Raw genomic sequence first — 19,939 nt, 5'->3', positions numbered from 1 at the left:
CCCGCCGCACGCCGATCGCACGCACCGAACGCCGCTCCTTCTCCCACGGAGATCCACCGGAAGGGCCCCGACACGTGAACCAGCTTCTGCGACCTCCCCGGCTCGCCCCCGGCGCCCGGGTCGCCGTCGTCGCGCCGAGCGGGCCCGTGCCCGAGGAGCGGCTCCAGTCCGGGCTCGACCTCCTGCGCGGCTGGGACCTCGACCCCGTCGTGGCACCCCATGTGCTCGGCAGGAACCGGGCGTTGGACTACCTGTCCGGCACGGACGCCGAGCGGGCCGCCGATCTGCAGGGCGCCTGGTGCGACCCATCCGTGTCCGCGGTGCTGTGCGCCCGGGGCGGATACGGGGCGCAGCGCATGGTCGACCTGCTCGACTGGGCGGCGATGCGGGCGGCCGGACCGAAGGTGTTCGCCGGGTTCAGCGACATCACCGTCCTGCACCAGGCCTTCGCCACCCGCCTCGGACTGGTCACCCTGTACGGCCCCGCGGTCGCCGGTGTCGACTTCCTCAAGAGTGCCCGGGCCCAGGAACATCTGCGGGCGACCCTCTTCGAGCCGGAGTCCGTGCGGACCGTCACGGCCGTGCCCCCGGGACGCCGCGCGCTGGTGCCCGGACGGGCCCGGGGCGTCACCCTGGGCGGCTGTCTGAGCCTGCTCGCCAGCGACCTCGGCACCCCGCACGCCCACCCGGCGGCCCGGGGCGGGCTGCTGCTGATCGAGGACGTCGGCGAGAGCCCCTACCGCCTCGACCGATATCTGACCCAACTGCTGCGCGGCGGCTGGCTGGACGGGGTCGCCGGGGTCGTGCTCGGGTCCTGGGCGGCCTGCGGCCCGTACGAGGAGGTGCGCGCGGTCTTCGCCGACCGGCTCGGCGGACTCGGTGTCCCGGTCGTGGAGGAGTTCGGGTTCGGGCACGGCGACGACGCGCTGACGATGCCCCTGGGGACGGCGGCCGAACTGGACGCCGGGGCGGGCACGTTGACCTTCGACGAACCGGTCCTGAGCTGAGCATGTCGCTACTGAAATCCTGTCAAGAAACCCTCGTTTCGGTGATTGACGCTCCCTGACACGTGTCACACGATGACTACCGACCAAGTACCTACTGGTCGGTATCCGGGTTGTCCCCACCGTGGAGGTCCGTGTGTCCCGACGCGTGCCCAGATCCCGCGCGCCGCTCGCTCTCGCTCTGGGCGCCGCCCTGGCCGCCCCCCTCGCCCTCACGCCGCCCGCCACCGCCGCGGCGGACTCCTACACCGTCACCCCGCTGAAGTTCACCGTCCGCGCGGGCGACCGGACCTGCACGGTCGACGCCGACCTGTACCGCCCGGCCGGCGTGGACCGGAACCGCCGGGCGCCCGCCGTGCTCGGCACGAACGGCTTCGGCGGCAGCAAGTCGGACGGTTCGACGGACACCATCGGCAAGGCCTTCGCCCAGCGCGGCTACGTCTCCCTCATCTACTCCGGCCTGGGATTCGGCCGCAGCGGCTGTCTCATCTCCCTCGACGACCCGGCCGTCGACGGTGCCGCCACCGCGCGGCTGGTCGACTTCCTGGGCGGCACACGCGCCGCCGACGACGGCACCAAGGCCGACTTCGTCACCCTCGACCGGCCCGGCGACCCGCGCGTCGGCATGATCGGCGGCTCCTACGGCGGCGCCGTCCAGCTCGCCACGGCCGCCGTCGACCACCGCCTCGACGCCCTCGTCCCCATGATCACCTGGAACGACCTGGCGTACGCGCTGGACCCCAACAACGCCACCGGCGGCAACGGCGTCCCCGGCGTCTTCAAATGGCAGTGGACCAACGGCTTCTACCTCATCGGCGAAGGCCAGCCCCTGCTCCAGCCCAGCCTCGACCCCTCCCGCATCAACCGCCTCTCCTGTCTGCACTTCGTCACCAAGGCCTGCCGCACCATCCACACGCTCAACTCCGGCAGCTACCCCGCCGACCGGACCGCCGAGCTGCTCGCCTTCGCCCGCAGCGTCTCCCCGGCCTCCTACCTCCACCGTGTCAAGGCACCCACCCTGCTGGTCCAGGGGCAGGCCGACACCCTCTTCAACCTCAACGAGGCGACGGCGACGTACCGGACGCTCCGCGCCCAGGGCACCCCCGTGAAGATGATCTGGCAGTCCTGGGGGCACAGCGGCGGGCTCACCGGCCCCGCCGCCGGTGAACTCGATCTGTCGAAGGGCAACCTGGAGACCAGCTACGTAGGGCGGCGCGTCCTCGCCTGGTTCGACCGCCATCTGCGCGGCCGGACGCAGACCGACACGGGACCTGCCTTCGCCTACCACCGGGACTGGATCACCGACCCGGACCGCGCCTACGCCACCGCCGGCCACCTCCCGGCCCCGAGCCGGACGCTGTATCTCTCCGGCGACGGCAAGCTCGTCGACAACCGGAACAAGGTGGCCCGGGGCAGCCGCAAGTACACCAACTGGCTGACCCCCACCAGCCATTCGGAGAGCTCCCTGGCCGGTCTCATCGGCCTGCCCGACACCCCACCGCACGACACCGAGGGCACCTACCTCGGCTGGACCAGCGCACCCTTGTCCCACCCCCTCGACGTGGTGGGCGCGCCCCGGGCCACGCTCAAGGTGCACTCCCCGAAGGCCGAGCGCACCCAGAACTCCGGCGACGCGGCCGACAAGCTCGTTCTGTTCGCCAAGCTCTACGACATCGCCCCCGACGGCACCCGCACCCTGGTGCGCCGCCTGGTCGCGCCGGTCCGGGTCCCGGACGTGACCAAGAGCTTCACCGTCACGCTGCCCGGGATCGTGCACCGGTACGACAAGGGGCACCGGCTGCGGTTCGTGATCGCGGCGAGCGACGACGCGTACTTCGGCAACCGGGGCGTCAAACCGGTGACCGTGGTCAGCGGGCCGCGGAACACCGGGGTGCTCCGGCTGCCGGTGGTCGGTTCCTGACACCGAGGAAGCACAGGTGGCGCGGTTACTGTGGCGGGGTGCCGCACAACGCATCCCGCTACCTCGCCGAAGGCCCCCGGGTGGGCATCCGCCACTTCACCTACGGGGACGGCGCCGAGTTCACCGCCCGGGCACGGGAGAGCAAGGACCTGCACCACCCCTGGCTCTTCCCGCCCGAGAGCGCCCAGGCCTACACCGCGTACGCCGGGCGGCTCATCGAGGACCCGTCCAAGGCCGGCTTCCTCGTCTGCGAGAAGGACGAGGTCCGCGAGCAGGACGGCGGGGCCATCGCCGGGTTCATCAACATCAACAACATCGTCGAGGGCGGCTTCCAGTGCGGGGCGCTGGGCTACGGCGCCTTCGCGCACGCCGCCGGGCGGGGGCTGATGCGCGAAGGGCTGGACCTCGTCGTGCGGTACGCGTTCGGCCCGATGCGGCTGCACCGGCTGGAGATCAACGTCCAGCCGGGGAACGCCGCGTCGATCGCCCTGGCCCGCGGCTGCGGGTTCCGCCTGGAGGGCTTCTCGCCGAAGATGCTCTTCGTCGACGGGGCCTGGCGCGACCACGAACGCTGGGCGATCACCGCCGAGACGGTCACGGGGCCGGACCGGCACTGAGTCCGGCCCCGGCGGGCCTTACGCGTTGCGGTCCACGTACTCGTAGATCGACCCGTCCGGGTGCAGCGCGATCAGATTGCGGCCGGCCGGTGACGCGATGGGGCCCGCGACGATGTGGGCGCCGAGTTCGGTGAGCACCCGGTGGGTGTCGTCGACGTCCTTGACGGCGATCGTCGCGGACACCTTGCGCAGCACCTCCAGTTCGGCCGGGGGACCGCTCATCAGCAGGAAGCAGCCGATCGCCGCCACCTCGACACCGCCCCGTTCGAAGCGCTGGGCGGTGCCGCCCGCCAGCCGTTCGTAGAAGGGGATCGCGGTCTCGAGGTCGTCGACGCAGACGCGCAGTGTTGCACCCAGAATCTCCATGAGGACGAGCCTAGTTACGCGTCTGGGGGCACGGGTACCCGGACGGGTATGAAGCCGATGGATCACCTGGAGCATCTGGACAAGCATCTGGTTGACGAGCTGGCACAGGTGGCGCGTGAGACCGTGCGGGACGAACTGCGCGAGCAGACCCGCAAGCAGCGCCGCCGGGCGACCCTGTACGCCGCGTCCGGCGCCCTCGCCCTGTACGCGGGCGCGGCCCTCGCCCTCGCCGTGGGACTGGCCCTCGCCCTCGGACTGCCCGGCTGGGCGGCGGCGCTGATCACCGCCGTGCTCCTGGGCGCCGCGGCCTATGTGCTGCGTGGCATGGCCCGGCCGGACCGCCCGGGTTCCGGGCAGGGGGCCGACGCGGTCCCGGGCCGTGAGGAAGCGGGCCGGGCCGGCGCGGCGGCCGACGGTCTGCCGTATCCGCCCGTGCCGCCGGCCCCGCCCCACGTGCCTCCGCGGCCGACCGACGCCCCGGACGTGCCCCGCCCCAGGGCCTGACGCGTCAGAGGTCCTGCTGGAGCTGCGGCAGCACCTTCGTGCGGTAGAAGTCGAAGAAGCCGCGCAGGTCGGGGCCGATCTGGTTGACGTAGACCCGGTCGAAGCCCGCGTCGGAGAACCGCTTCAGCTCGGCGACGTGTGCCTCGACGTCGTCGCCGCACACCCGGTTCTCGCGCACCATGTCCTCGGTGACGAGCCGCTGCGCCTGCTCGAAGTGTTTCGGGGAGGGCAGCACCTGGCCCAGTTCCCCCGGCAGTTGCTCGTTCGCCCAGAGCCGGTGGACGGTGCGTACGGCCTCCTCCCCGTCGGTGTCGTAGCAGACCTTGGTGCCGCCGCTGACCGGCTTTCCGCCGCCTCCGCCCTTGCGGTACTGCTCCACCATCGTCTCGTCCGGCGCCATGGTGATGTAGCCGTCGCCGACGCGGGACGCGAGCTGGGTCGCCGCCGGGCCGAAGCCGGAGATGTCGATCGGGACCGGCTCGTCCGGCACCGTGTACAGACGGGCGTTCTCCACCGTGTAGTGCGGCCCGTGATGGTTGACCTCCTCGCCCGTGAACAGCCGGCGCATCACCTGGATCGCCTCCTCCAGCATGTCCAGACGGACATGGGCCGGCGGCCAGTGGTCACCGAGGATGTGCTCGTTGAGCGCCTCGCCGGAGCCGACGCCGAGCCGGAAGCGGCCCGCCGTCATCACCGCGCTGGTCGCTGCGGCCTGTGCCACCACCGCCGGGTGCATCCGCACGGTCGGACAGGTCACCGCCGTCTCGACCGGCAGCGACACCGCCTCGGACAGCGCGCCGATCACCGACCAGACGAACGGGCTCTGGCCCTGCTCGTCGTTCCACGGGTGGTAGTGGTCCGAGATCCACAGCGCCTGGAACCCGGCCTGCTCGGCCATCCGGGCCTGCTCGATCAGCTCGGCGGGTCCGTACTGCTCGCACGAGAGGAAATAGCCGTACTCGGGCATGGGGGAGTGCCTCCGCGACGTCGCCGGTCCGTGTCCCGCACCGGGTTACCCGGGCGCCGGGCCGGAAACCGGCGGTGTCGCGCCCGCGAGGGCCCGGTGGACGTTTGGGTGCCCTGGCCAGGGGGACGCGGAAGGCTCCCGAGGTACGCGACAGCGCCGGAGGCGAACCGTGAGTCGACCCCGCATCGTGATCGTCGGTGCCGGCTTCGCCGGTTACCGGGCGGCGCGCACCCTTGCCCGGCAGACCCGGGGCCGGGCCCACATCACCCTGCTGAACCCGACCGACTACTTCCTGTACCTGCCGCTGCTGCCCCAGGTCGCGGCCGGTGTGCTGGAACCGCGCCGGGTCACGGTCTCCCTCTCGGACACGCTGCCGCACGTACGCCTGGTGCTCGGCGAGGCCGACCGGATCGACCTCGACGGACGCACCCTGCACTACACCGGCCCCGAGGGCGACGGCGGCACCCTCGCCTACGACCGGCTGGTGCTCGCCGCCGGCAGTGTCAACAAGCTGCTGCCCGTCCCGGGCGTCGCCGAGCACGCGCACGGCTTCCGCGGGCTGCCCGAGGCGCTCTATCTGCGCGACCACGTGACCCGGCAGGTGGAACTGGCAGCCGCCGCCGACGACCCGAAGTCGTGCGCAGCGCGCTGCACCTTCGTCGTGGTCGGCGCCGGATACACCGGCACCGAGGTCGCCGCCCACGGGCAGATGTTCACCGACGCGCAGGTCCGCAAGCACCCGCTGCGCCAGGGCATGCGACCGCGCTGGATCCTGCTGGACGTGGCGTCGCGGGTGCTGCCCGAGATGGACGCCAGGCTCTCCGAGACGGCCGACCGGGTGCTGCGGCAGCGGGGCGTGGACGTGCGGACGGGGACCTCCGTGAAGGAGGCCACGCGCGACGGGGTCGTGCTGAGCGACGGCGAGTTCGTCGAGACCCGGACGCTGGTGTGGTGCGTGGGCGTACGGCCCGACCCGCTGGTGGAGTCCCTCGGGCTGCCCATGGAGAAGGGGCGGCTGCTCGTCGACCCGCATCTCCAGGTGCCCGGGCGGCCGGAGCTGTTCGCGTGCGGTGACGTGGCCGCGGTGCCCGATCTGGAGAACCCGGGCAGCTACACGCCGATGACCGCGCAGCACGCCTGGCGGCACGGCAAGGTCGCGGCCGAGAACGTCGCCGCGTCGCTCGGCCTCGGCGGGGCGAGCACGCCCTACCGCCACCGTGACCTGGGCTTCGTCGTCGACCTGGGCGGTGCGAAGGCCGCCGCCAACCCGCTCGGCGTGCCGCTGTCGGGCATACCGGCGGGTGCGGTGACGCGGGGCTACCATCTCGCCGCCATGCCCGGCAACCGGGTCCGGGTCGCCGCCGACTGGCTGCTGGACGCCGTACTGCCGCGCCAGGCCGTGCAGTTGGGGCTCGTACGGTCCTGGTCCGTGCCCCTGGACACGGCGTCGCCGGAGGTGGCCCGGGTGCCGGGCGGGCCTGGGCGGCGACGGGAGGCCGACGCGCGCTCGGGGCCGGGCGCCGCGATCCAGGCCGACACATACGACGGGGGGACCGGCACCGGGCCCGGGAAGGGCCGGGCCGGGAACGAGCCCGCGAAGGGGCAGCCCGGATCCGGGGTGACGCAGGTACAGCCCGGATCCGGGGCCGCGGAGCGCCGCTCGGAGACAGAACTCGCCAAGGGCCGGCCGAGCGGAGAACGGGCCAGGACCTGGCCCGCCGACAAGCCCGCCAAGGGCCCGCTCGGCGACCCGCGGTCCAGGAGCGGGGCCGGGGGTGAGCCCGCCGAGGGGCGGGCGGGTGGCGAGTGGGCCGAGGGGCGGCCGGGCGGTGAGCGTGCCGAGGGGCAGCCGGGTGGTGAGCGTGCCGAGGGGCAGCCGGGTGGTGAGCCCGCGCGGGATCAGCCCGGCGGAGAGCCTGCGAAGAATCAGCCGGGTGGTGAGCCCGCGCGGAGTCAGCCGGGTGGTGAGCGTGCCGAGGAGCAGCCGGGCCGGGAGCCCGCGCGGAATCAGCCGGGTGGTGAGCCTGCGAAGAATCAGCCGGGTGGTGAGCCTGCCAAGAACCAGCCCGGCGGTGAGCCCGCGAAGAATCAGCCCGTGCCCGCTCCACAGCCCCCTGACGATCAGCCGCCCCCGGGCCCCGGCATCGCCCCCGGCCCCGTCAAGCGTTCCGACCCACCGGACGACTCCGCGAAAGGAGACTCATGAACACCGGTGAACTCACCGATCTCGGCCGACAGCTGCGCGTGGACAGTGTCCGCGCCGCCGACGCCGCGGGCTCCGGGCATCCGACGTCCTCGATGTCCGCGGCCGACCTGATGGCCGTCCTGCTCGCCCGCCACTTCCGCTACGACTTCGACCGCCCCGCCCACCCCGGCAACGACCGCTTCGTGCTGTCCAAGGGGCACGCCTCGCCGCTGCTGTACTCCGCGTACAAGGCGGCCGGCGCCATCGACGACGAGGAACTGCTCACCTTCCGCAAGCTGGGCAGCCGTCTCGAAGGGCACCCCACACCGCAGCGTCTGCCGTGGGTCGAGACGGCCACCGGCTCGCTCGGGCAGGGCCTGCCGGTCGGTGTCGGCATCGCGCTGGCCGGCAAGCGGCTGGACCGCACCGGCTACCGCACCTGGGTGCTGTGCGGCGACAGCGAGCTGGCCGAGGGATCCGTGTGGGAGGCCGCCGAGCACGCCGGGTACGAGCACCTGGACAACCTCACCGTGATCGTCGACGTCAACCGGCTCGGCCAGCGCGGCCCGACCCGGCACGGCCACGACCTGAACGCCTACGCCCGCCGCTTCCAGGCCTTCGACTGGCACACCATCGAGGTCGACGGGCACGACGTGGACGCCGTCGACCGGGCCTACGGCGAGGCCGCCTCCACCAAGGGCCAGCCCACCGCGATCCTCGCCCGCACCCTCAAGGGCAAGGGCGTTGAGAGCGTCCAGGACCGCGAGGGCCTGCACGGCAAGCCGCTGCCGGAGGCCGAGGAGGCGATCGCCGAACTCGGCGGTCCGCGCGACATCCGCGTCCGGGTGCAGGAACCGCCGGCCGCCCGCATGCTGCATTCCGTCCACACCGGGAACTACGAACTTCCCACCTGGGACAAGGGCGAGGAGGTCGCCACCCGCAACGCCTTCGGTGAGGCGCTCGCCGCGCTCGGCACCGGCCGCGGCGACATCGTCGCCCTGGACGGAGAGGTCGGCGACTCCACCCGCGCCGAGTTCTTCGCCAAGGAGCACCCCGACCGCTACTTCGAGTGCTACATCGCCGAGCAGCAGATGGTCGCCTCGGCGGTCGGACTCGCCGCACGCGGCTGGATGCCGTACGCCGCCACGTTCGCGGCCTTCCTGACCCGGGCCCACGACTTCATCCGGATGGCGTCCGTCAGCGGCGCCGGCATCAACCTCGTCGGCTCGCACGCGGGCGTCGCCATCGGCCAGGACGGGCCCAGCCAGATGGGCCTGGAGGACCTGGCGATGATGCGCGCGGTGCACGGCTCGACCGTGCTGTACCCGTGCGACGCCAACCAGACCGCCCGGCTCGTCGGCGCGATGGCCGGCCTGGAGGGCGTCCGCTATCTGCGCACCTCGCGCGGCGAGAGCGCGGTGCTCTACGGCCCAGACGAGGAGTTCCCGGTCGGCGGGAGCAAGGTGCTGCGCTCCTCCGAGCACGACCGGCTGACCCTCGTCGCGGCGGGCGTCACCGTGCACGAGGCACTGGCCGCCGCCGACGCCCTGGAGCGGGAGGGCATCCAGGCGCGGGTGATCGACCTGTACTCCGTGAAGCCCGTCGACCGGGCCACCCTGCGCCGGGCCGCCGAGGAGACCGGCTGCCTGGTGACCGTCGAGGACCACCACCCGGAGGGCGGCATCGGGGACGCGGTCCTCGACGCCTTCACCGACGGGCGGCCCGTCCCGCGTCTGGTGCGGCTCGCCGTACGGTCGATGCCCGGCTCGGCGACCCCGGCCGAGGCGCTGCACGCCGCCGGCATCGACGCCGAGTCGATCGCGGCGGCCGGGCGGCTGCTGGTGGAGGAGGCGGTCGTGCCGTGAGCGGCGGCGACGGCACGCGCGGGGTGCGGGCGGGCCGTCGCACCGTGACGGTCCACCGGCCGGACAAGGTGCTCTTCCCCGGTGGCGCGCACGCGAAGGAGTACACCAAGGGCGACCTGGTGGACTACCACCGGGCCGTCGCGCCCTTCATGCTGCCGCACCTGCGCGGCCGTCCGCTGATGCTGGAGCGGCATCCCGACGGGCTCGACGGCCCGAGGTTCATGCAGAAGAACACCCCGGAGCACTACCCGGAGTGGATCAGGCGCGTCGAGCTGGCCAAGGAGGGCGGCACCGTCTGCCACACCGTCTGTGACGACACCGCCACCCTCCTCTATCTCGTCGACCAGGCGAGCATCGCCCTGCACCGCTGGCTGTCCCGCGCCGACAGCGCCGACCACCCCGACCGGCTGGTCTTCGACCTCGACCCCGCGGGCGACGACTTCGAGGCCGTGCGCGAGGCCGCCCGGCTGCTCGGGGAGCTCCTGGACGAGCTGGAGCTGCCCTCGGCGCTGATGACCACCGGCTCGCGCGGACTGCACGCGATCGTGCCGCTGAACGGCCGGCACGACTTCGACGAGGTGCGCGCCTTCGCCCACGACGTCGCCGAGACCCTCGCGGGCGCCCACCCCGACCGGCTCACCACCGCCGCCCGCAAGAAGGACCGCGGCGGGCGGCTCTACCTCGACGTGCAGCGCAACGCCTACGCCCAGACCGCCGTCGCCCCCTTCACGGTCCGGCCCCGGCCGGGCGCGCCCGTCGCGACCCCCATCACCTGGGACCAGCTGGACGACCCGGAGCTGCACGCCCGCGGCTGGACCATCGCCGACGCCGTCGAGCAGGCCCGCACCAATCCCTGGTCAGGGCTGCTCAGCCGCGGCCGGGCGCTCGGACCGGCCCGGCGGCGGCTGAACGCTCTGCGCGGCTGAGCCCCACCCGCCTCGCCGGGCGGGTGGCAGATGCATGAGACCCCGGAGGTTTGGCGAACACTCTTGCGGCCACACGGAGGGGGAGGTGGCCATGTCGAACACAAGAAACACGCAAGAGTCACAGGGTTCACAGAAATCCCAGGACTCTCAGAATTCGAGCAAATCGAACGACAAGCAGACGGCCCGGAAGCGGCCGAGCCCGATGGACGTGCTGCGTCAGGCGCGCGGCCAGCTCGCCGAACTCACCGGTATGGAAGCCGAGTCCGTGTCGTCCTTCGAGCAGACGGACGAGGGCTGGGCGCTGGAGGTCGAGGTCCTCGAACTCGAGCGCGTGCCCGACACGATGAGCCTGATGGCGAGCTACCAGGTGGAGCTCGACGCCGACGGGCAGCTCACGGGTTACCGGCGCGTCCGCCGCTACGAACGCGGTCGATCCGACGCGCGCAGGCCCGGCGGCCGCTAGGCCGCCCGACCGGACCCGCACCCACACACGAGGAGGAACACCCGGCATGACAGTCGTACCGGCACAACAGTCCGGCGGCGGAGGCGGCAGCAGCGGCCTCTATGACGTGCTTGAACTTGTTCTGGACAGGGGGCTCGTCATTGATGCATTCGTGCGAGTCTCCCTGGTCGGCATCGAGATCCTCAAGATCGACGTCCGCGTCGTCGTCGCCAGCGTCGACACCTATCTGCGCTTCGCCGAGGCGTGCAACCGGCTCGACCTGGAGGCCGGTCCGCGCAAGGACCCGGGCCTGCCCGACCTGGTCGGTGAGATGACCGAGTCCGGAGCGCGCGGCAAGTCCAAGGGGGCGCTGTCGGGTGCCGCCGAGACCATCTCCGACGCCTTCAAGCAGGCGCGCGAGGACGGCTCCGAGCGCCAGGGCGAGTCCCGCCCCCGCGCCCGTAAGAGCACGTCGTCCCGCCGGAAGGAGGAGCAGGAGTGAGCACCTACGTCTACGGCATCGCGGCCGACTCGCACCCGGCGCTGCCCGAGGGCATGGGCGGTGTGGGCGACCCGCCCCGCCAGGTGCGCATCCTGCGCGAGGGTGACCTGGCGGCCATCGTCAGTGACGCCCCCGAGGGGCTGCGACCCAAGCGCAGGGACCTGCTCGCCCACCAGAACGTGCTCAGCGAGGCGGGTGCGGCCGGCTGTGTGCTGCCCATGCGGTTCGGCAGCGTCGCCCCGGACGAGAACTCGATCACCGGAGTGCTCGCCGAGCGTGCCGAGCACTACAAGGAACGCCTGCGGGCCCTGGAAGGCCGGGTCGAGTACAACCTCAAGGCCAACCACGTCGAAGAGGCCGTCCTGCACCAGGTGATGGCCCAGGACCCCGACATCCGCGGTCTCGCCGAGGCCAACCGGCAGTCCGGCGGCGGCAGTTACGACGACAAGATCCGGCTCGGCGAGCTGGTCGCGGCCGCGGTCAAGGGCAGGGAGGCCGACGACGCCGCCGCACTCAGGGGCGCGCTGGACTCCGCCGCCGCGGACGTGAGCGTGGGCCCCGAGTCCACCGGCTGGCTGACCAACGTGTCGTACCTGGTGGACCGGGAGTCGGCCGAGCACTTCCTGGCCGCGGTCGAGCAGGCGCGCAAGGACATGCCGCACCTGGAGGTGCGGGTCAACGGCCCGCTGCCGCCGTACAGCTTCGTCGAGCCCGGCCCGGCCGAGCCGGCGGGCACCACGGTGAGCGGCACGGAGACCGGAGCGGGGTGACGACATGGGCTTGATCTCGGAGGTGCTGCTGCTGCCGCTCGCACCGGTGCGCGGCAGCGCCTGGGCCATCAGACAGGTGGTGCAGGAGGCCGAGCGGATCTACTACGACCCCGCCACGATTCAGGCCGAACTGGCCCGCCTCGAGGAGCGGCTGGAGGCCGGAGAGATCACGGAGGAGGAGTTCGACCGTCTCGAGGACGAACTCCTCGACCGGTTGGAGACCGCCTCGCGCGGGAGCGCGGGAACAGGCCAACAAGGGACGGCACAATGAACCGAACGGCACTGGGCCTCGCGGTGGGGGCCGGATACCTCCTGGGACGTACCAAAAAGCTGAAGATGGCGATCGCCGTCGGCGGACTGGTGGCCGGGAAGAAGCTGAACCTGAGCCCGCGCATGGTCGCGGAGCTGCTCCAGCAGCAGCTGAAGAACAACCCGCAGTTCAAGGAGATAGGCGACCAGCTGCGCGAGGATCTGCGCGGTGTCGGCAAGGCCGCCTCGGGTGCCATGGTCGAGCGGCAGATCGACGCCCTCGCCGACCGGCTGCACGGCCGGACCGCCCAGGTGCGCGACCAGCTGACGGGCGTGGTGCCCGGCGGGCTGGACGAGGACGCCGAGTACGAGGACGCCGAGGACGAGGAGCCCGAGGAGCCCGAGGACTCCGCGGAGGAGGACGAGGAGCCGGAGCCGGCGGCGAAGAAGGCCCCGGCGAAGAAGGCCCCCGCCAAGAAGGCACCTCCGAAGAAGACGGCCAAGAAGGCGCCCGCGAAGAAGGCCCCGGCCAAGAAGGCACCCGCGAAGAAGACGGCGGGCCGGAAGGTCGCGGCGAAGAAGACCACGGCCGCGAAGAAGGCGACCTCCGGGAACCGGGGCGGCAGCGCCCGGGGCCGACTGCCGAAGGGAGGCGGTGAGGGATGAGCGACACCCTGGGATCGGCGAAGTCCGCCGCGAACGGCGCGACGAAGAACCCGCTCACCGACCTGGCCCACAGCGAGGCCGCCGACCGGCTGAAGGCCGAACTGCAGGAGTACCTCGCCGCTCAGGCCACGCGCATGCTGACGGGCGTGGGCCGCAAGCTCGGCGAGACCACCGGCAAGCTGAACGACATCGCGGAGGGCAACAGCCCCGGCTTCGCGAAGCTCGCCCTCGACGGCGGCAAGAAACTCGCCGAGGGCAAGAGTCCGCTGCGCGCAGCCCTGGAGACGGGCGGCTCACGCCTCAAGGACAAGGTCACCGGTGCCTTCAAGGGCCTCAGCGGCAAGGGCAAGGGGAAGGGCCGTTCCGGCAACAAGCCCACCGTCATCATCGAGCACATCGATGTCGGCGTACCGCTGCGCACGGCGTACGACCAGTGGACCCAGTACCAGGACTTCAGCACCTTCGCGAAGGGTGTGAAGGCCGCGAACAAGGCCGACGACACCACCTCCGACTGGCAGTTGAAGGTCTGGTGGTCCAACCGCAGCTGGAAAGCGACCACGACCGAGCAGGTCCCCGACGACCGGATCGCCTGGACCTCCGAGGGCGCCAAGGGCACCACGAAAGGCGTCGTCTCCTTCCACCGGCTCACCGACAGCCTCACCCGCGTCCTGCTGGTCATCGAGTACTACCCCTCCGGTTTCTTCGAGAAGACCGGCAACATCTGGCGCGCCCAGGGCCGCCGTGCCCGGCTCGACCTGAAGAACTACGTCCGCTTCATCACGATCAAGGGCGAGGCGGAGGACGGCTGGCGCGGCGAGATCCGCGACGGCGAGGTCGTCGTCAGCCACGAGGACGCGCTCGCCGAGGAGGAGTCCGAGGAGGAGAGCCCCGAGGGCGAGGAGCCGGAGGACGAGGAGCCCGAGGGCGAGTACGAGGAAGAAGAGGAAGAGGAAGAACCCGAGGGCGAGTACGAGGAGGACGCCGAGGCCGAGTACGACGAGGAAGCCGAGGGCGACGGGGAAGCCGAGGGCGAGGATGAGCCTGAGGCCGAGTACGACGAGGAGCCCGAGGAGGAGTACGAGGACGAGGAAGAGTACGCCGAGGGCGGGAGCCGTCGATGACGACGCCCAGCAGGATGCCCGAACCCTATGGAGGCCAGGGGAGCAGCGCCAACCTCGCTGACATCCTGGAACGGGTGCTGGACAAGGGCATCGTCATCGCGGGCGACATCCGCATCAACCTGCTCGACATCGAACTCCTCACGATCAAGCTCCGCCTCATCGTCGCCTCCGTCGACAAGGCCAAGGAGATGGGCATCGACTGGTGGGAGAGCGACCCGAACCTCAGCTCCCGGGCCCGCCGTGATGAACTGACCCGTGAGAACGCCGAGTTGCGCGAGAGGCTGGCCCGGCTGGAGGAGCTGGAGCCCGGCCGCGCGGAGAAGAAGGAGGCCCCGTGACCGGACTGCGGTACGTCTACGCCGTCTGCCGCCCCTTCGGTACGCCGCTGCAGTCCCAGCTGTCGGGGGTGGCGGGTGATCCGCCCCGGGCGCTGACCCACCACGGTCTCGTCGCGGTGGTCAGCCATGTGCCGGAGCGGGACTTCGCCGAGGAACCGCTCCACCGCCATCTGGAGGACCTGGACTGGCTCACCGAGACCGCCCGGGCCCACCAGGGCGTGATCGACGCGCTCACCACCGTCACGACCCCGCTGCCGCTGCGGCTCGGCACCGTCTTCCGGGACGACAGCGGCGTACGGATGATGATGGAGGCCCGTGAGGAGGACTTCCAGCGCACCCTCGACCGGCTGGAGGGCCGGGTCGAGTGGGGTGTGAAGGTGTACGCCGAGTCCGAACAGCGGGAGAGCGCCCGGCCCGCGCAGAAGGCCACGTCGGGCCGGGACTATCTGCGGCAGCGGCGCATGCAGACCAGGTCGCACGAGGAGATGTGGCAGAAGGCCGAGCATTTCTCGACCCGACTGCACGAAAACCTCTCCGCGTTCGCGGAGGATTCCCGGCTGCATCCCCCGCAGAACCCCGCGCTTTCCAAAGCGACCGGGCAGAACGTATTGAATGCGGCATATCTGGTGCCGCGCGCCCATTCCGAGGAATTCGTGGAACTGGTGGACCGCACGAAGGGCGATGCGCCCGGAATGCGCATCGAACTCACCGGCCCCTGGGCGGCGTATTCGTTCGCCGGGGAGGCCACATGAACGACGGAGAGAAGCCGTGACCGTAGTGGAACGCCGTGAGGTCGCCCTCGTGGACCTGCTCGACCGGCTGCTCGCCGGCGGCGTCGTGATCACGGGGGACATCACGCTGCGCATCGCCGACGTCGACCTGGTCCGCATCGACCTCAACGCGCTCATCAGCTCGGTGAACGCCCAGGTGTCCTCGCCGTTCGAGGAGTTGCAGTGACGTCAGCCGACAGCCCCCGTCCCACCCCCCGGCCCAACCCCCGTCCGCAGCGCAACCGGATGGACCTGGAGCCCGACACCGTCGAGCGTGACCTGGTCAAGCTGGTGCTGACGGTGGTGGAACTGCTGCGCCAGCTCATGGAACGCCAGGCGGTGCGCAGGTTCGACGTGGGGGATCTGACCGAGGAGCAGGAGGAGCGGATCGGGCTCACGCTGATGCTGCTCGAGGAACGGATGGCGGAACTGCGCGACCGCTACGGACTGGGGCCCGAGGACCTGAATCTGGACCTCGGCCCGCTCGGGCCCTTGCTGCCCCGGGACGGGGGCTGAATCAGCCGGCTGATTCAGCGGGCTGATTCAGCCGGAATTCCGTCTCAGGCGTCCTTTCGGCACAGAATTTCTCCGTGCAGCACGCTGAACCAGCCGTCCTCCTGCTCGCCCCACGCGCGCCACGCCGCGGCGGCGGCCCGCAATTCCTCGTCACCGGCGTGCCCGCCCAGCCGGGCCCGGTCGGCGTAGGTCGAGGCAAGGGTGCGGTCGGCCCACATTCCGCTCCACCAGGCCCGCTCCGAAGGCGTGGCGAACGTCCATGTCCCGGAGGTCGCCGTGACGTCCGTGAGCCCGGCCTTCAGTGCCCAGGCCCTCAGGCGGCGACCGGCGTCCGGTTCGCCGCCGTTGGCCCGGGCGACCCGGCGGTAGAGGTCCAGCCAGTCGTCGAGCCCCGCGGACTGCGGATACCAGGTCATCGCCGCGTAGTCCGCGTCCCGCGCGGCGATGATGCCACCGGGCCTGACGACCCGTTTCATCTCCCGCAGGGCTTGCACGGGGTCCCCGACGTGCTGGAGGACCTGGTGGGCGTGGACCACGCAGAAGGTGTCGTCCGGGTAGTCCAGGGCGTGGACGTCGGCGACGGCGAAGTCGATGTCGGCCAGTCCCCGCCCGGCCGCCGTGGCGCGCGCCTGCTCCAGGATCTCCGGTACCCGGTCGACGCCGGTGACGTGCCCGCCGGGCACCAGCTCCGCGAGGTCGGCGGTGATGGTGCCCGGGCCGCAGCCGATGTCCAGGATCCTCATGTGCGGCTTGAGCGAGGGCAGCAGATAGGCGGCCGAGTTGGCGGCGGTCCGCCAGGTGTGCGAGCGGAGCACCGACTCATGGTGCCCGTGCGTGTAGACGGCGGTCTCCCGAGGTTCGGGCATGGCGGATCCCACCCCTTCCGTTCTTCCGGTCGGCATGGGATCACCGTACGCACCAGGGCCGAATAATGAGACCCCGCATCCCGGTATCTGGACTGACGGAGTGTCAGTCAGTAGCCGGTGACGGGCCGGTACACGGTCAGCGCCTCGGGCAGCTTCTCCAGGGTCACGCGACCCTCGACGTCGATGACCTCGCCGTCGTAGGCGAGCAGCGTGCCGGGTGCCACGTGGTCCAGGCGCAGCCGTCCCACCTGGACGGCGGCATGGGCGGGCGAACGGGTCAGCGGTCCCGCGAGGGCGGCGGCCAGCAGGCGCGCGGCGGGCCGACGCCCCCCGTGCACTACCCGCACATCGAGCTGCCCGTCCGCGAGATCCAGTCGGCGCCCGGGCGCGAGCCCCACACGGTGATAGGTGCCGTTCCCGGCGAACAGCAGCCACAGCGGACGCGTACGGCCCCGGAACTCGGCCTCCAGCGGATGCCGGTCGGCCCGCAGCACGCGCCGGGCCGCGAGGAGACCGGCCGGCCAGCCGCCGATCCGGTGCGACCAGCGCTCCCGCTCGCGCACCAGCTCCGGATAGACACCGACACTGCAGGTGTTGAGGAAGACGCCGTGCCTCTCGCCGCAGGAGAACCGGCCGACGTCCACGCGTACGGCATCGCCCTGGCGCAGCGCTCGGGCCAGATCGCGCGCGTCCTCCACGCCCAGGTCGTAGGCGAAGTGGTTGAGGGTGCCGCCGGGCAGCACGGCGAGGGGCAGCCGGTGCTTCAGGGCGACGCGGGCGGCGGTGTTCACGGTGCCGTCGCCGCCGCACACGCCGAGGACCCGGGCCCGCCCGGCCGCCTCCTCCAACGCGGCGGCCACGTCCTGCGGCGCGCACTCGACGACCTCGGCCCGGGGGAGTTCGTCGCGCAGGGCGCGGGCCCGCTCGGCGGTTCCCGCGGCGGTGTTCGCCACGAGCACGAGCCCCTCGCCCTCCAGCAGCGCCGGGACCTCGGCCCGGGGGCGGGCCGGCGGGATGGCCTGTGACCGCGTCGGCACCAGGCCCCGCACGGCGAACGCGGCCCCCGCGCCCAGGGCCGCTCCGGCCAGGACGTCGCTCGGGAAGTGGGCGCCCGTGTAGACACGGGAGAGGGCGACCGAGGCGGCCACCGGCGCGACGACCGCGCCCCAAGCCGGGGACTCCAGGGCGACACCGGTGGCGAAGGCGGCGGCCGAAGCGGCGTGCCCGGAGGGGAACGACGTGGTGATCGGCTGCCGCCCCAGCCGCCTGATCAGCGGGACCGGGTCCAGCGCCGGGCGGGAGCGGCGCACCGAGCGCTTGCCGAGGGTGTTGACGGCGAGGGAGGCGAGGCCCAGCGAGGCCAGGCCCCGGGTCGCCGCGCGGCGGGCCCGGGGCGTGCGGCTCGCCGCGAGGGCGGCGGCGGCCACGCACCACAGGACGCCGTGGTTCGCGCTGCGGCCGAGGCGGGGCAGGACGGGTCCGGCCCCGGGCCAGTGCCGGTGGGCCGCGGCCTCGAAGAGACGGCGGTCCAGGGTGAGGACGCCGTCGCGCAGGGGGTGGTGCCCGGGCTTCGTCGTGGTGAGGTCCAGGTCGGGGGTTGTCATGGGGTGCGGGTACCCGGAGGGGGGTGGGCACACCGTCGCCCGGCCGTGCTCGGCGCCAAATGGGTTTGCCCATCGGAAGCCGGAGCCGCAGAATCCCTGCACATGGGTCATCTCGAAGCCGCGCACCTGGAGTACTACCTGCCCGACGGAAGGGCGCTGCTGGGTGATGTGTCGTTCCGGGTGGGGGAGGGGGCCGTCGTGGCCCTCGTCGGGCCCAACGGCGCCGGGAAGACGACCCTGCTGCGCATGCTCGCCGGTGAGCTGAAGCCGCACGGCGGTTCCGTCACCGTCAGCGGCGGCCTCGGCGTGATGCGCCAGTTCGTCGGATCCGTACGCGACGAGACGACCGTACGCGACCTGCTCGTGTCCGTCGCGACGCCCCGCATCCGCGAGGCGGCCCGGGCCGTCGACGCCGCCGAGCACGCCATCATGACCGTCGACGACGAGGCCGCCCAGCTCAAGTACGCCCAAGCCCTCGCCGACTGGGCCGAGGCACGCGGCTACGAGGCCGAGACGCTGTGGGACATGTGCACCACCGCGGCCCTGGGCATCCCGTACGACAGGGCCCAGTGGCGGCAGGTGCGCACCCTCTCCGGCGGCGAGCAGAAGCGGCTCGTGCTGGAGGCCCTGCTGCGCGGCAACGACGGGGTGCTGCTGCTCGACGAGCCCGACAACTACCTCGACGTACCCGGCAAACGCTGGCTGGAGGAGCGGCTCGCCGAGACCCGCAAGACCGTCCTGCTGGTCTCCCACGACCGGGAACTCCTCGCCCGCTCGGCCCAGCGCATCATCTCCCTGGAACCCGGCCCCGCCGGCGCCGACGCCTGGGTGCACGGCGGCGGATTCACCACCTTCCACGACGCCCGCCGGGCCCGCTTCGCCCGCTTCGAGGAGCTGCGCAGGCGCTGGGACGAGAAGCACGCCCAGCTCAAGAAGCTGGTGCTGACGCTCCGTCAAGCAGCCGAGAACAGCACGGACATGGCCTCTCGCTACCGCGCCGCCATGACCAGGCTCCGCAAGTTCGAGGAGGCCGGCCCGCCCCCGGAGCCGCCGCGCGAGCAGGACATCAGGATGCGCCTGAAGGGCGGCCGCACCGGCGTCCGGGCCGTCACCTGCGAGCAGCTGGAGCTCACCAACCTGATGAAGCCCTTCGACCTGGAGGTCTTCTACGGCGAACGCGTCGCCGTCCTCGGCTCCAACGGCTCCGGAAAGTCCCACTTCCTGCGGCTGCTCGCCGGCGGCGACGTGGCGCACACGGGCCGGTGGAAGCTGGGCGCCCGGGTCGTGCCCGGCCACTTCGCGCAGACCCACGCGCACCCGGAGCTGGAGGGCCGCACGCTCCTCGACATCCTGTGGAAGGAGCACGCGCAGGACCGCGGCGCCGCGATGTCCCGGCTGCGCCGCTACGAGCTGACCAACCAGGCCGAGCAGACCTTCGACCGACTGTCCGGCGGTCAGCAGGCCCGCTTCCAGATCCTCCTGCTGGAGCTACAGGGCGTGACGGCACTGCTCCTCGACGAGCCGACCGACAACCTCGACCTGGAGTCCGCCGAGGCCCTCCAGGAGGGCCTGGAGGCCTTCGAGGGCACGGTCCTCGCCGTCACCCACGACCGCTGGTTCGCCCGCTCCTTCGACCGCTACCTGGTCTTCGGCAGCGACGGCCGCGTCCGGGAAACCCCGGACCCGGTCTGGGACGAACGCAGAGTGGAACGCGCCCGCTAGGGGGCGCAGCCCCCAGGG

The 19,939-nt window shown here is 72.2% G+C and carries 22 protein-coding genes; 18 read left to right on the top strand and 4 right to left on the bottom strand.

The window, feature by feature from the left end; all coding sequences use genetic code 11:
• Positions 1-74: 74 nt before the first annotated feature.
• The 3 genes from KJK29_RS38750 (at position 75) to KJK29_RS05455 (ending at position 3,542) form a co-directional block, all read left to right on the top strand.
• Positions 75-1,007 (top strand): S66 peptidase family protein, encoded by a 933-nt coding sequence (locus tag KJK29_RS38750; RefSeq protein WP_251057710.1) that lies wholly within the window; start codon positions 75-77, stop codon positions 1,005-1,007.
• A gap of 133 nt (positions 1,008-1,140) precedes the next feature.
• On the top strand, positions 1,141-2,925 hold the full coding sequence (locus KJK29_RS05460; protein WP_251057709.1) for a CocE/NonD family hydrolase: 1,785 nt from the start codon (positions 1,141-1,143) through the stop codon (positions 2,923-2,925).
• 38 nt (positions 2,926-2,963) lie between these two features.
• Positions 2,964-3,542 carry a GNAT family N-acetyltransferase gene (locus KJK29_RS05455; RefSeq protein ID WP_215117566.1) on the top strand — a complete coding sequence of 193 codons (579 nt, stop codon included), beginning with the start codon at positions 2,964-2,966 and terminating at the stop codon, positions 3,540-3,542.
• Between the two features lie 18 nt (positions 3,543-3,560).
• On the opposite strand, the gene KJK29_RS05450 is transcribed toward KJK29_RS05455, so the two are convergent.
• Positions 3,561-3,908, bottom strand: coding sequence for a VOC family protein (locus tag KJK29_RS05450; protein WP_215117565.1), 348 nt, complete (start codon positions 3,906-3,908; stop codon positions 3,561-3,563).
• Positions 3,909-3,956: 48 nt separating this feature from the next.
• On the opposite strand from KJK29_RS05450, the gene KJK29_RS05445 reads away from it, so the two are divergent.
• The gene (locus KJK29_RS05445; RefSeq protein ID WP_215117564.1) at positions 3,957-4,412 is read left to right on the top strand and encodes a phage holin family protein; all 456 of its coding nucleotides are present in this window, start codon (positions 3,957-3,959) and stop codon (positions 4,410-4,412) included.
• Between the two features lie 4 nt (positions 4,413-4,416).
• Here the strand turns inward: KJK29_RS05445 and KJK29_RS05440 are convergent, their stop codons facing one another.
• On the bottom strand, positions 4,417-5,379 hold the full coding sequence (locus tag KJK29_RS05440) for an LLM class F420-dependent oxidoreductase (RefSeq protein ID WP_215117563.1): 963 nt from the start codon (positions 5,377-5,379) through the stop codon (positions 4,417-4,419).
• A 169-nt stretch (positions 5,380-5,548) separates the two neighbouring features.
• Between KJK29_RS05440 and KJK29_RS05435 the strand changes: the two genes are divergently transcribed.
• From KJK29_RS05435 to KJK29_RS05375, 13 genes are all read left to right on the top strand, one after another.
• On the top strand, positions 5,549-7,585 hold the full coding sequence (locus KJK29_RS05435) for an NAD(P)/FAD-dependent oxidoreductase (protein ID WP_215117562.1): 2,037 nt from the start codon (positions 5,549-5,551) through the stop codon (positions 7,583-7,585).
• The gene (locus KJK29_RS05430) at positions 7,582-9,429 is read left to right on the top strand and encodes a transketolase (RefSeq protein WP_215117561.1); all 1,848 of its coding nucleotides are present in this window, start codon (positions 7,582-7,584) and stop codon (positions 9,427-9,429) included. Before KJK29_RS05435 ends, KJK29_RS05430 begins: the two co-directional genes overlap by 4 nt.
• The gene (gene ligD / locus KJK29_RS05425) at positions 9,426-10,355 is read left to right on the top strand and encodes a non-homologous end-joining DNA ligase (RefSeq protein ID WP_215117560.1); all 930 of its coding nucleotides are present in this window, start codon (positions 9,426-9,428) and stop codon (positions 10,353-10,355) included. Before KJK29_RS05430 ends, ligD begins: the two co-directional genes overlap by 4 nt.
• Positions 10,356-10,446: 91 nt before the next feature.
• Positions 10,447-10,818 (top strand): gas vesicle protein GvpO, encoded by a 372-nt coding sequence (locus KJK29_RS05420; protein WP_215117559.1) that lies wholly within the window; start codon positions 10,447-10,449, stop codon positions 10,816-10,818.
• A gap of 46 nt (positions 10,819-10,864) precedes the next feature.
• Positions 10,865-11,299 carry a gas vesicle structural protein GvpA gene (locus KJK29_RS05415; RefSeq protein ID WP_215117558.1) on the top strand — a complete coding sequence of 145 codons (435 nt, stop codon included), beginning with the start codon at positions 10,865-10,867 and terminating at the stop codon, positions 11,297-11,299.
• Positions 11,296-12,069 carry a GvpL/GvpF family gas vesicle protein gene (locus KJK29_RS05410; protein WP_215117557.1) on the top strand — a complete coding sequence of 258 codons (774 nt, stop codon included), beginning with the start codon at positions 11,296-11,298 and terminating at the stop codon, positions 12,067-12,069. Before KJK29_RS05415 ends, KJK29_RS05410 begins: the two co-directional genes overlap by 4 nt.
• Positions 12,070-12,073: 4 nt before the next feature.
• Positions 12,074-12,340: a gas vesicle protein GvpG gene (locus KJK29_RS05405; protein ID WP_215117556.1), complete on the top strand. Its 267-nt coding sequence runs from the start codon at positions 12,074-12,076 to the stop codon at positions 12,338-12,340.
• Complete coding sequence (locus tag KJK29_RS05400) at positions 12,337-12,984, top strand: DNA primase (protein WP_215117555.1); 648 nt, start codon at positions 12,337-12,339, stop codon at positions 12,982-12,984. Before KJK29_RS05405 ends, KJK29_RS05400 begins: the two co-directional genes overlap by 4 nt.
• The gene (locus KJK29_RS05395; RefSeq protein ID WP_215117554.1) at positions 12,981-14,105 is read left to right on the top strand and encodes an SRPBCC family protein; all 1,125 of its coding nucleotides are present in this window, start codon (positions 12,981-12,983) and stop codon (positions 14,103-14,105) included. Before KJK29_RS05400 ends, KJK29_RS05395 begins: the two co-directional genes overlap by 4 nt.
• Entirely contained in the window at positions 14,102-14,443 is a 342-nt protein-coding gene (locus tag KJK29_RS05390) for a gas vesicle protein (protein ID WP_215117553.1), read from the top strand. Before KJK29_RS05395 ends, KJK29_RS05390 begins: the two co-directional genes overlap by 4 nt.
• Positions 14,440-15,195: a GvpL/GvpF family gas vesicle protein gene (locus KJK29_RS05385; RefSeq protein ID WP_215117552.1), complete on the top strand. Its 756-nt coding sequence runs from the start codon at positions 14,440-14,442 to the stop codon at positions 15,193-15,195. The genes KJK29_RS05390 and KJK29_RS05385 overlap by 4 nt, the downstream gene beginning before the upstream one ends.
• A 16-nt stretch (positions 15,196-15,211) precedes the next feature.
• Positions 15,212-15,400, top strand: a complete 189-nt coding sequence (locus KJK29_RS05380) for a gas vesicle protein (protein ID WP_215117551.1) — start codon at positions 15,212-15,214, stop codon at positions 15,398-15,400.
• 59 nt (positions 15,401-15,459) lie between these two features.
• On the top strand, positions 15,460-15,729 hold the full coding sequence (locus KJK29_RS05375) for a gas vesicle protein K (protein WP_215124160.1): 270 nt from the start codon (positions 15,460-15,462) through the stop codon (positions 15,727-15,729).
• 44 nt (positions 15,730-15,773) lie between these two features.
• Here KJK29_RS05375 and KJK29_RS05370 read toward each other — a convergent pair whose 3' ends face one another.
• Positions 15,774-16,595 carry a class I SAM-dependent methyltransferase gene (locus tag KJK29_RS05370; protein WP_215117550.1) on the bottom strand — a complete coding sequence of 274 codons (822 nt, stop codon included), beginning with the start codon at positions 16,593-16,595 and terminating at the stop codon, positions 15,774-15,776.
• A gap of 107 nt (positions 16,596-16,702) precedes the next feature.
• Positions 16,703-18,199: a bifunctional phosphatase PAP2/diacylglycerol kinase family protein gene (locus tag KJK29_RS05365; RefSeq protein ID WP_215117549.1), complete on the bottom strand. Its 1,497-nt coding sequence runs from the start codon at positions 18,197-18,199 to the stop codon at positions 16,703-16,705.
• 102 nt (positions 18,200-18,301) lie between these two features.
• On the opposite strand from KJK29_RS05365, the gene KJK29_RS05360 reads away from it, so the two are divergent.
• Positions 18,302-19,921, top strand: a complete 1,620-nt coding sequence (locus KJK29_RS05360) for an ABC-F family ATP-binding cassette domain-containing protein (RefSeq protein WP_215117548.1) — start codon at positions 18,302-18,304, stop codon at positions 19,919-19,921.
• Positions 19,922-19,939 lie beyond the last annotated feature (18 nt).

Origin of the sequence: Streptomyces koelreuteriae (assembly GCF_018604545.1) — a bacterium.
Classification (GTDB): Bacteria; Actinomycetota; Actinomycetes; order Streptomycetales; family Streptomycetaceae; genus Streptomyces; species Streptomyces koelreuteriae.
The sequence above is the reverse complement of the archived record's forward strand: the minus strand, read 5'-3'. Positions and strand labels throughout refer to the sequence as shown.

What these genes read in the sequence shown, in the direction of transcription:
- KJK29_RS05450 (WP_215117565.1), bottom strand. Translation starts at nt 3,908, where the DNA reads ATGGAGATTCTGGGTGCAACACTGCGCGTCTGCGTCGACGACCTCGAG.
- KJK29_RS05445 (WP_215117564.1), top strand. Translation starts at nt 3,957, where the DNA reads ATGAAGCCGATGGATCACCTGGAGCATCTGGACAAGCATCTGGTTGAC.
- KJK29_RS05440 (WP_215117563.1), bottom strand. Translation starts at nt 5,379, where the DNA reads ATGCCCGAGTACGGCTATTTCCTCTCGTGCGAGCAGTACGGACCCGCC.
- KJK29_RS05430 (WP_215117561.1), top strand. Translation starts at nt 7,582, where the DNA reads ATGAACACCGGTGAACTCACCGATCTCGGCCGACAGCTGCGCGTGGAC.
- KJK29_RS05420 (WP_215117559.1), top strand. Translation starts at nt 10,447, where the DNA reads ATGTCGAACACAAGAAACACGCAAGAGTCACAGGGTTCACAGAAATCC.
- KJK29_RS05415 (WP_215117558.1), top strand. Translation starts at nt 10,865, where the DNA reads ATGACAGTCGTACCGGCACAACAGTCCGGCGGCGGAGGCGGCAGCAGC.
- KJK29_RS05405 (WP_215117556.1), top strand. Translation starts at nt 12,074, where the DNA reads ATGGGCTTGATCTCGGAGGTGCTGCTGCTGCCGCTCGCACCGGTGCGC.
- KJK29_RS05400 (WP_215117555.1), top strand. Translation starts at nt 12,337, where the DNA reads ATGAACCGAACGGCACTGGGCCTCGCGGTGGGGGCCGGATACCTCCTG.
- KJK29_RS05395 (WP_215117554.1), top strand. Translation starts at nt 12,981, where the DNA reads ATGAGCGACACCCTGGGATCGGCGAAGTCCGCCGCGAACGGCGCGACG.
- KJK29_RS05390 (WP_215117553.1), top strand. Translation starts at nt 14,102, where the DNA reads ATGACGACGCCCAGCAGGATGCCCGAACCCTATGGAGGCCAGGGGAGC.
- KJK29_RS05375 (WP_215124160.1), top strand. Translation starts at nt 15,460, where the DNA reads ATGGACCTGGAGCCCGACACCGTCGAGCGTGACCTGGTCAAGCTGGTG.
- KJK29_RS05370 (WP_215117550.1), bottom strand. Translation starts at nt 16,595, where the DNA reads ATGCCCGAACCTCGGGAGACCGCCGTCTACACGCACGGGCACCATGAG.
- KJK29_RS05365 (WP_215117549.1), bottom strand. Translation starts at nt 18,199, where the DNA reads ATGACAACCCCCGACCTGGACCTCACCACGACGAAGCCCGGGCACCAC.
- KJK29_RS05360 (WP_215117548.1), top strand. Translation starts at nt 18,302, where the DNA reads ATGGGTCATCTCGAAGCCGCGCACCTGGAGTACTACCTGCCCGACGGA.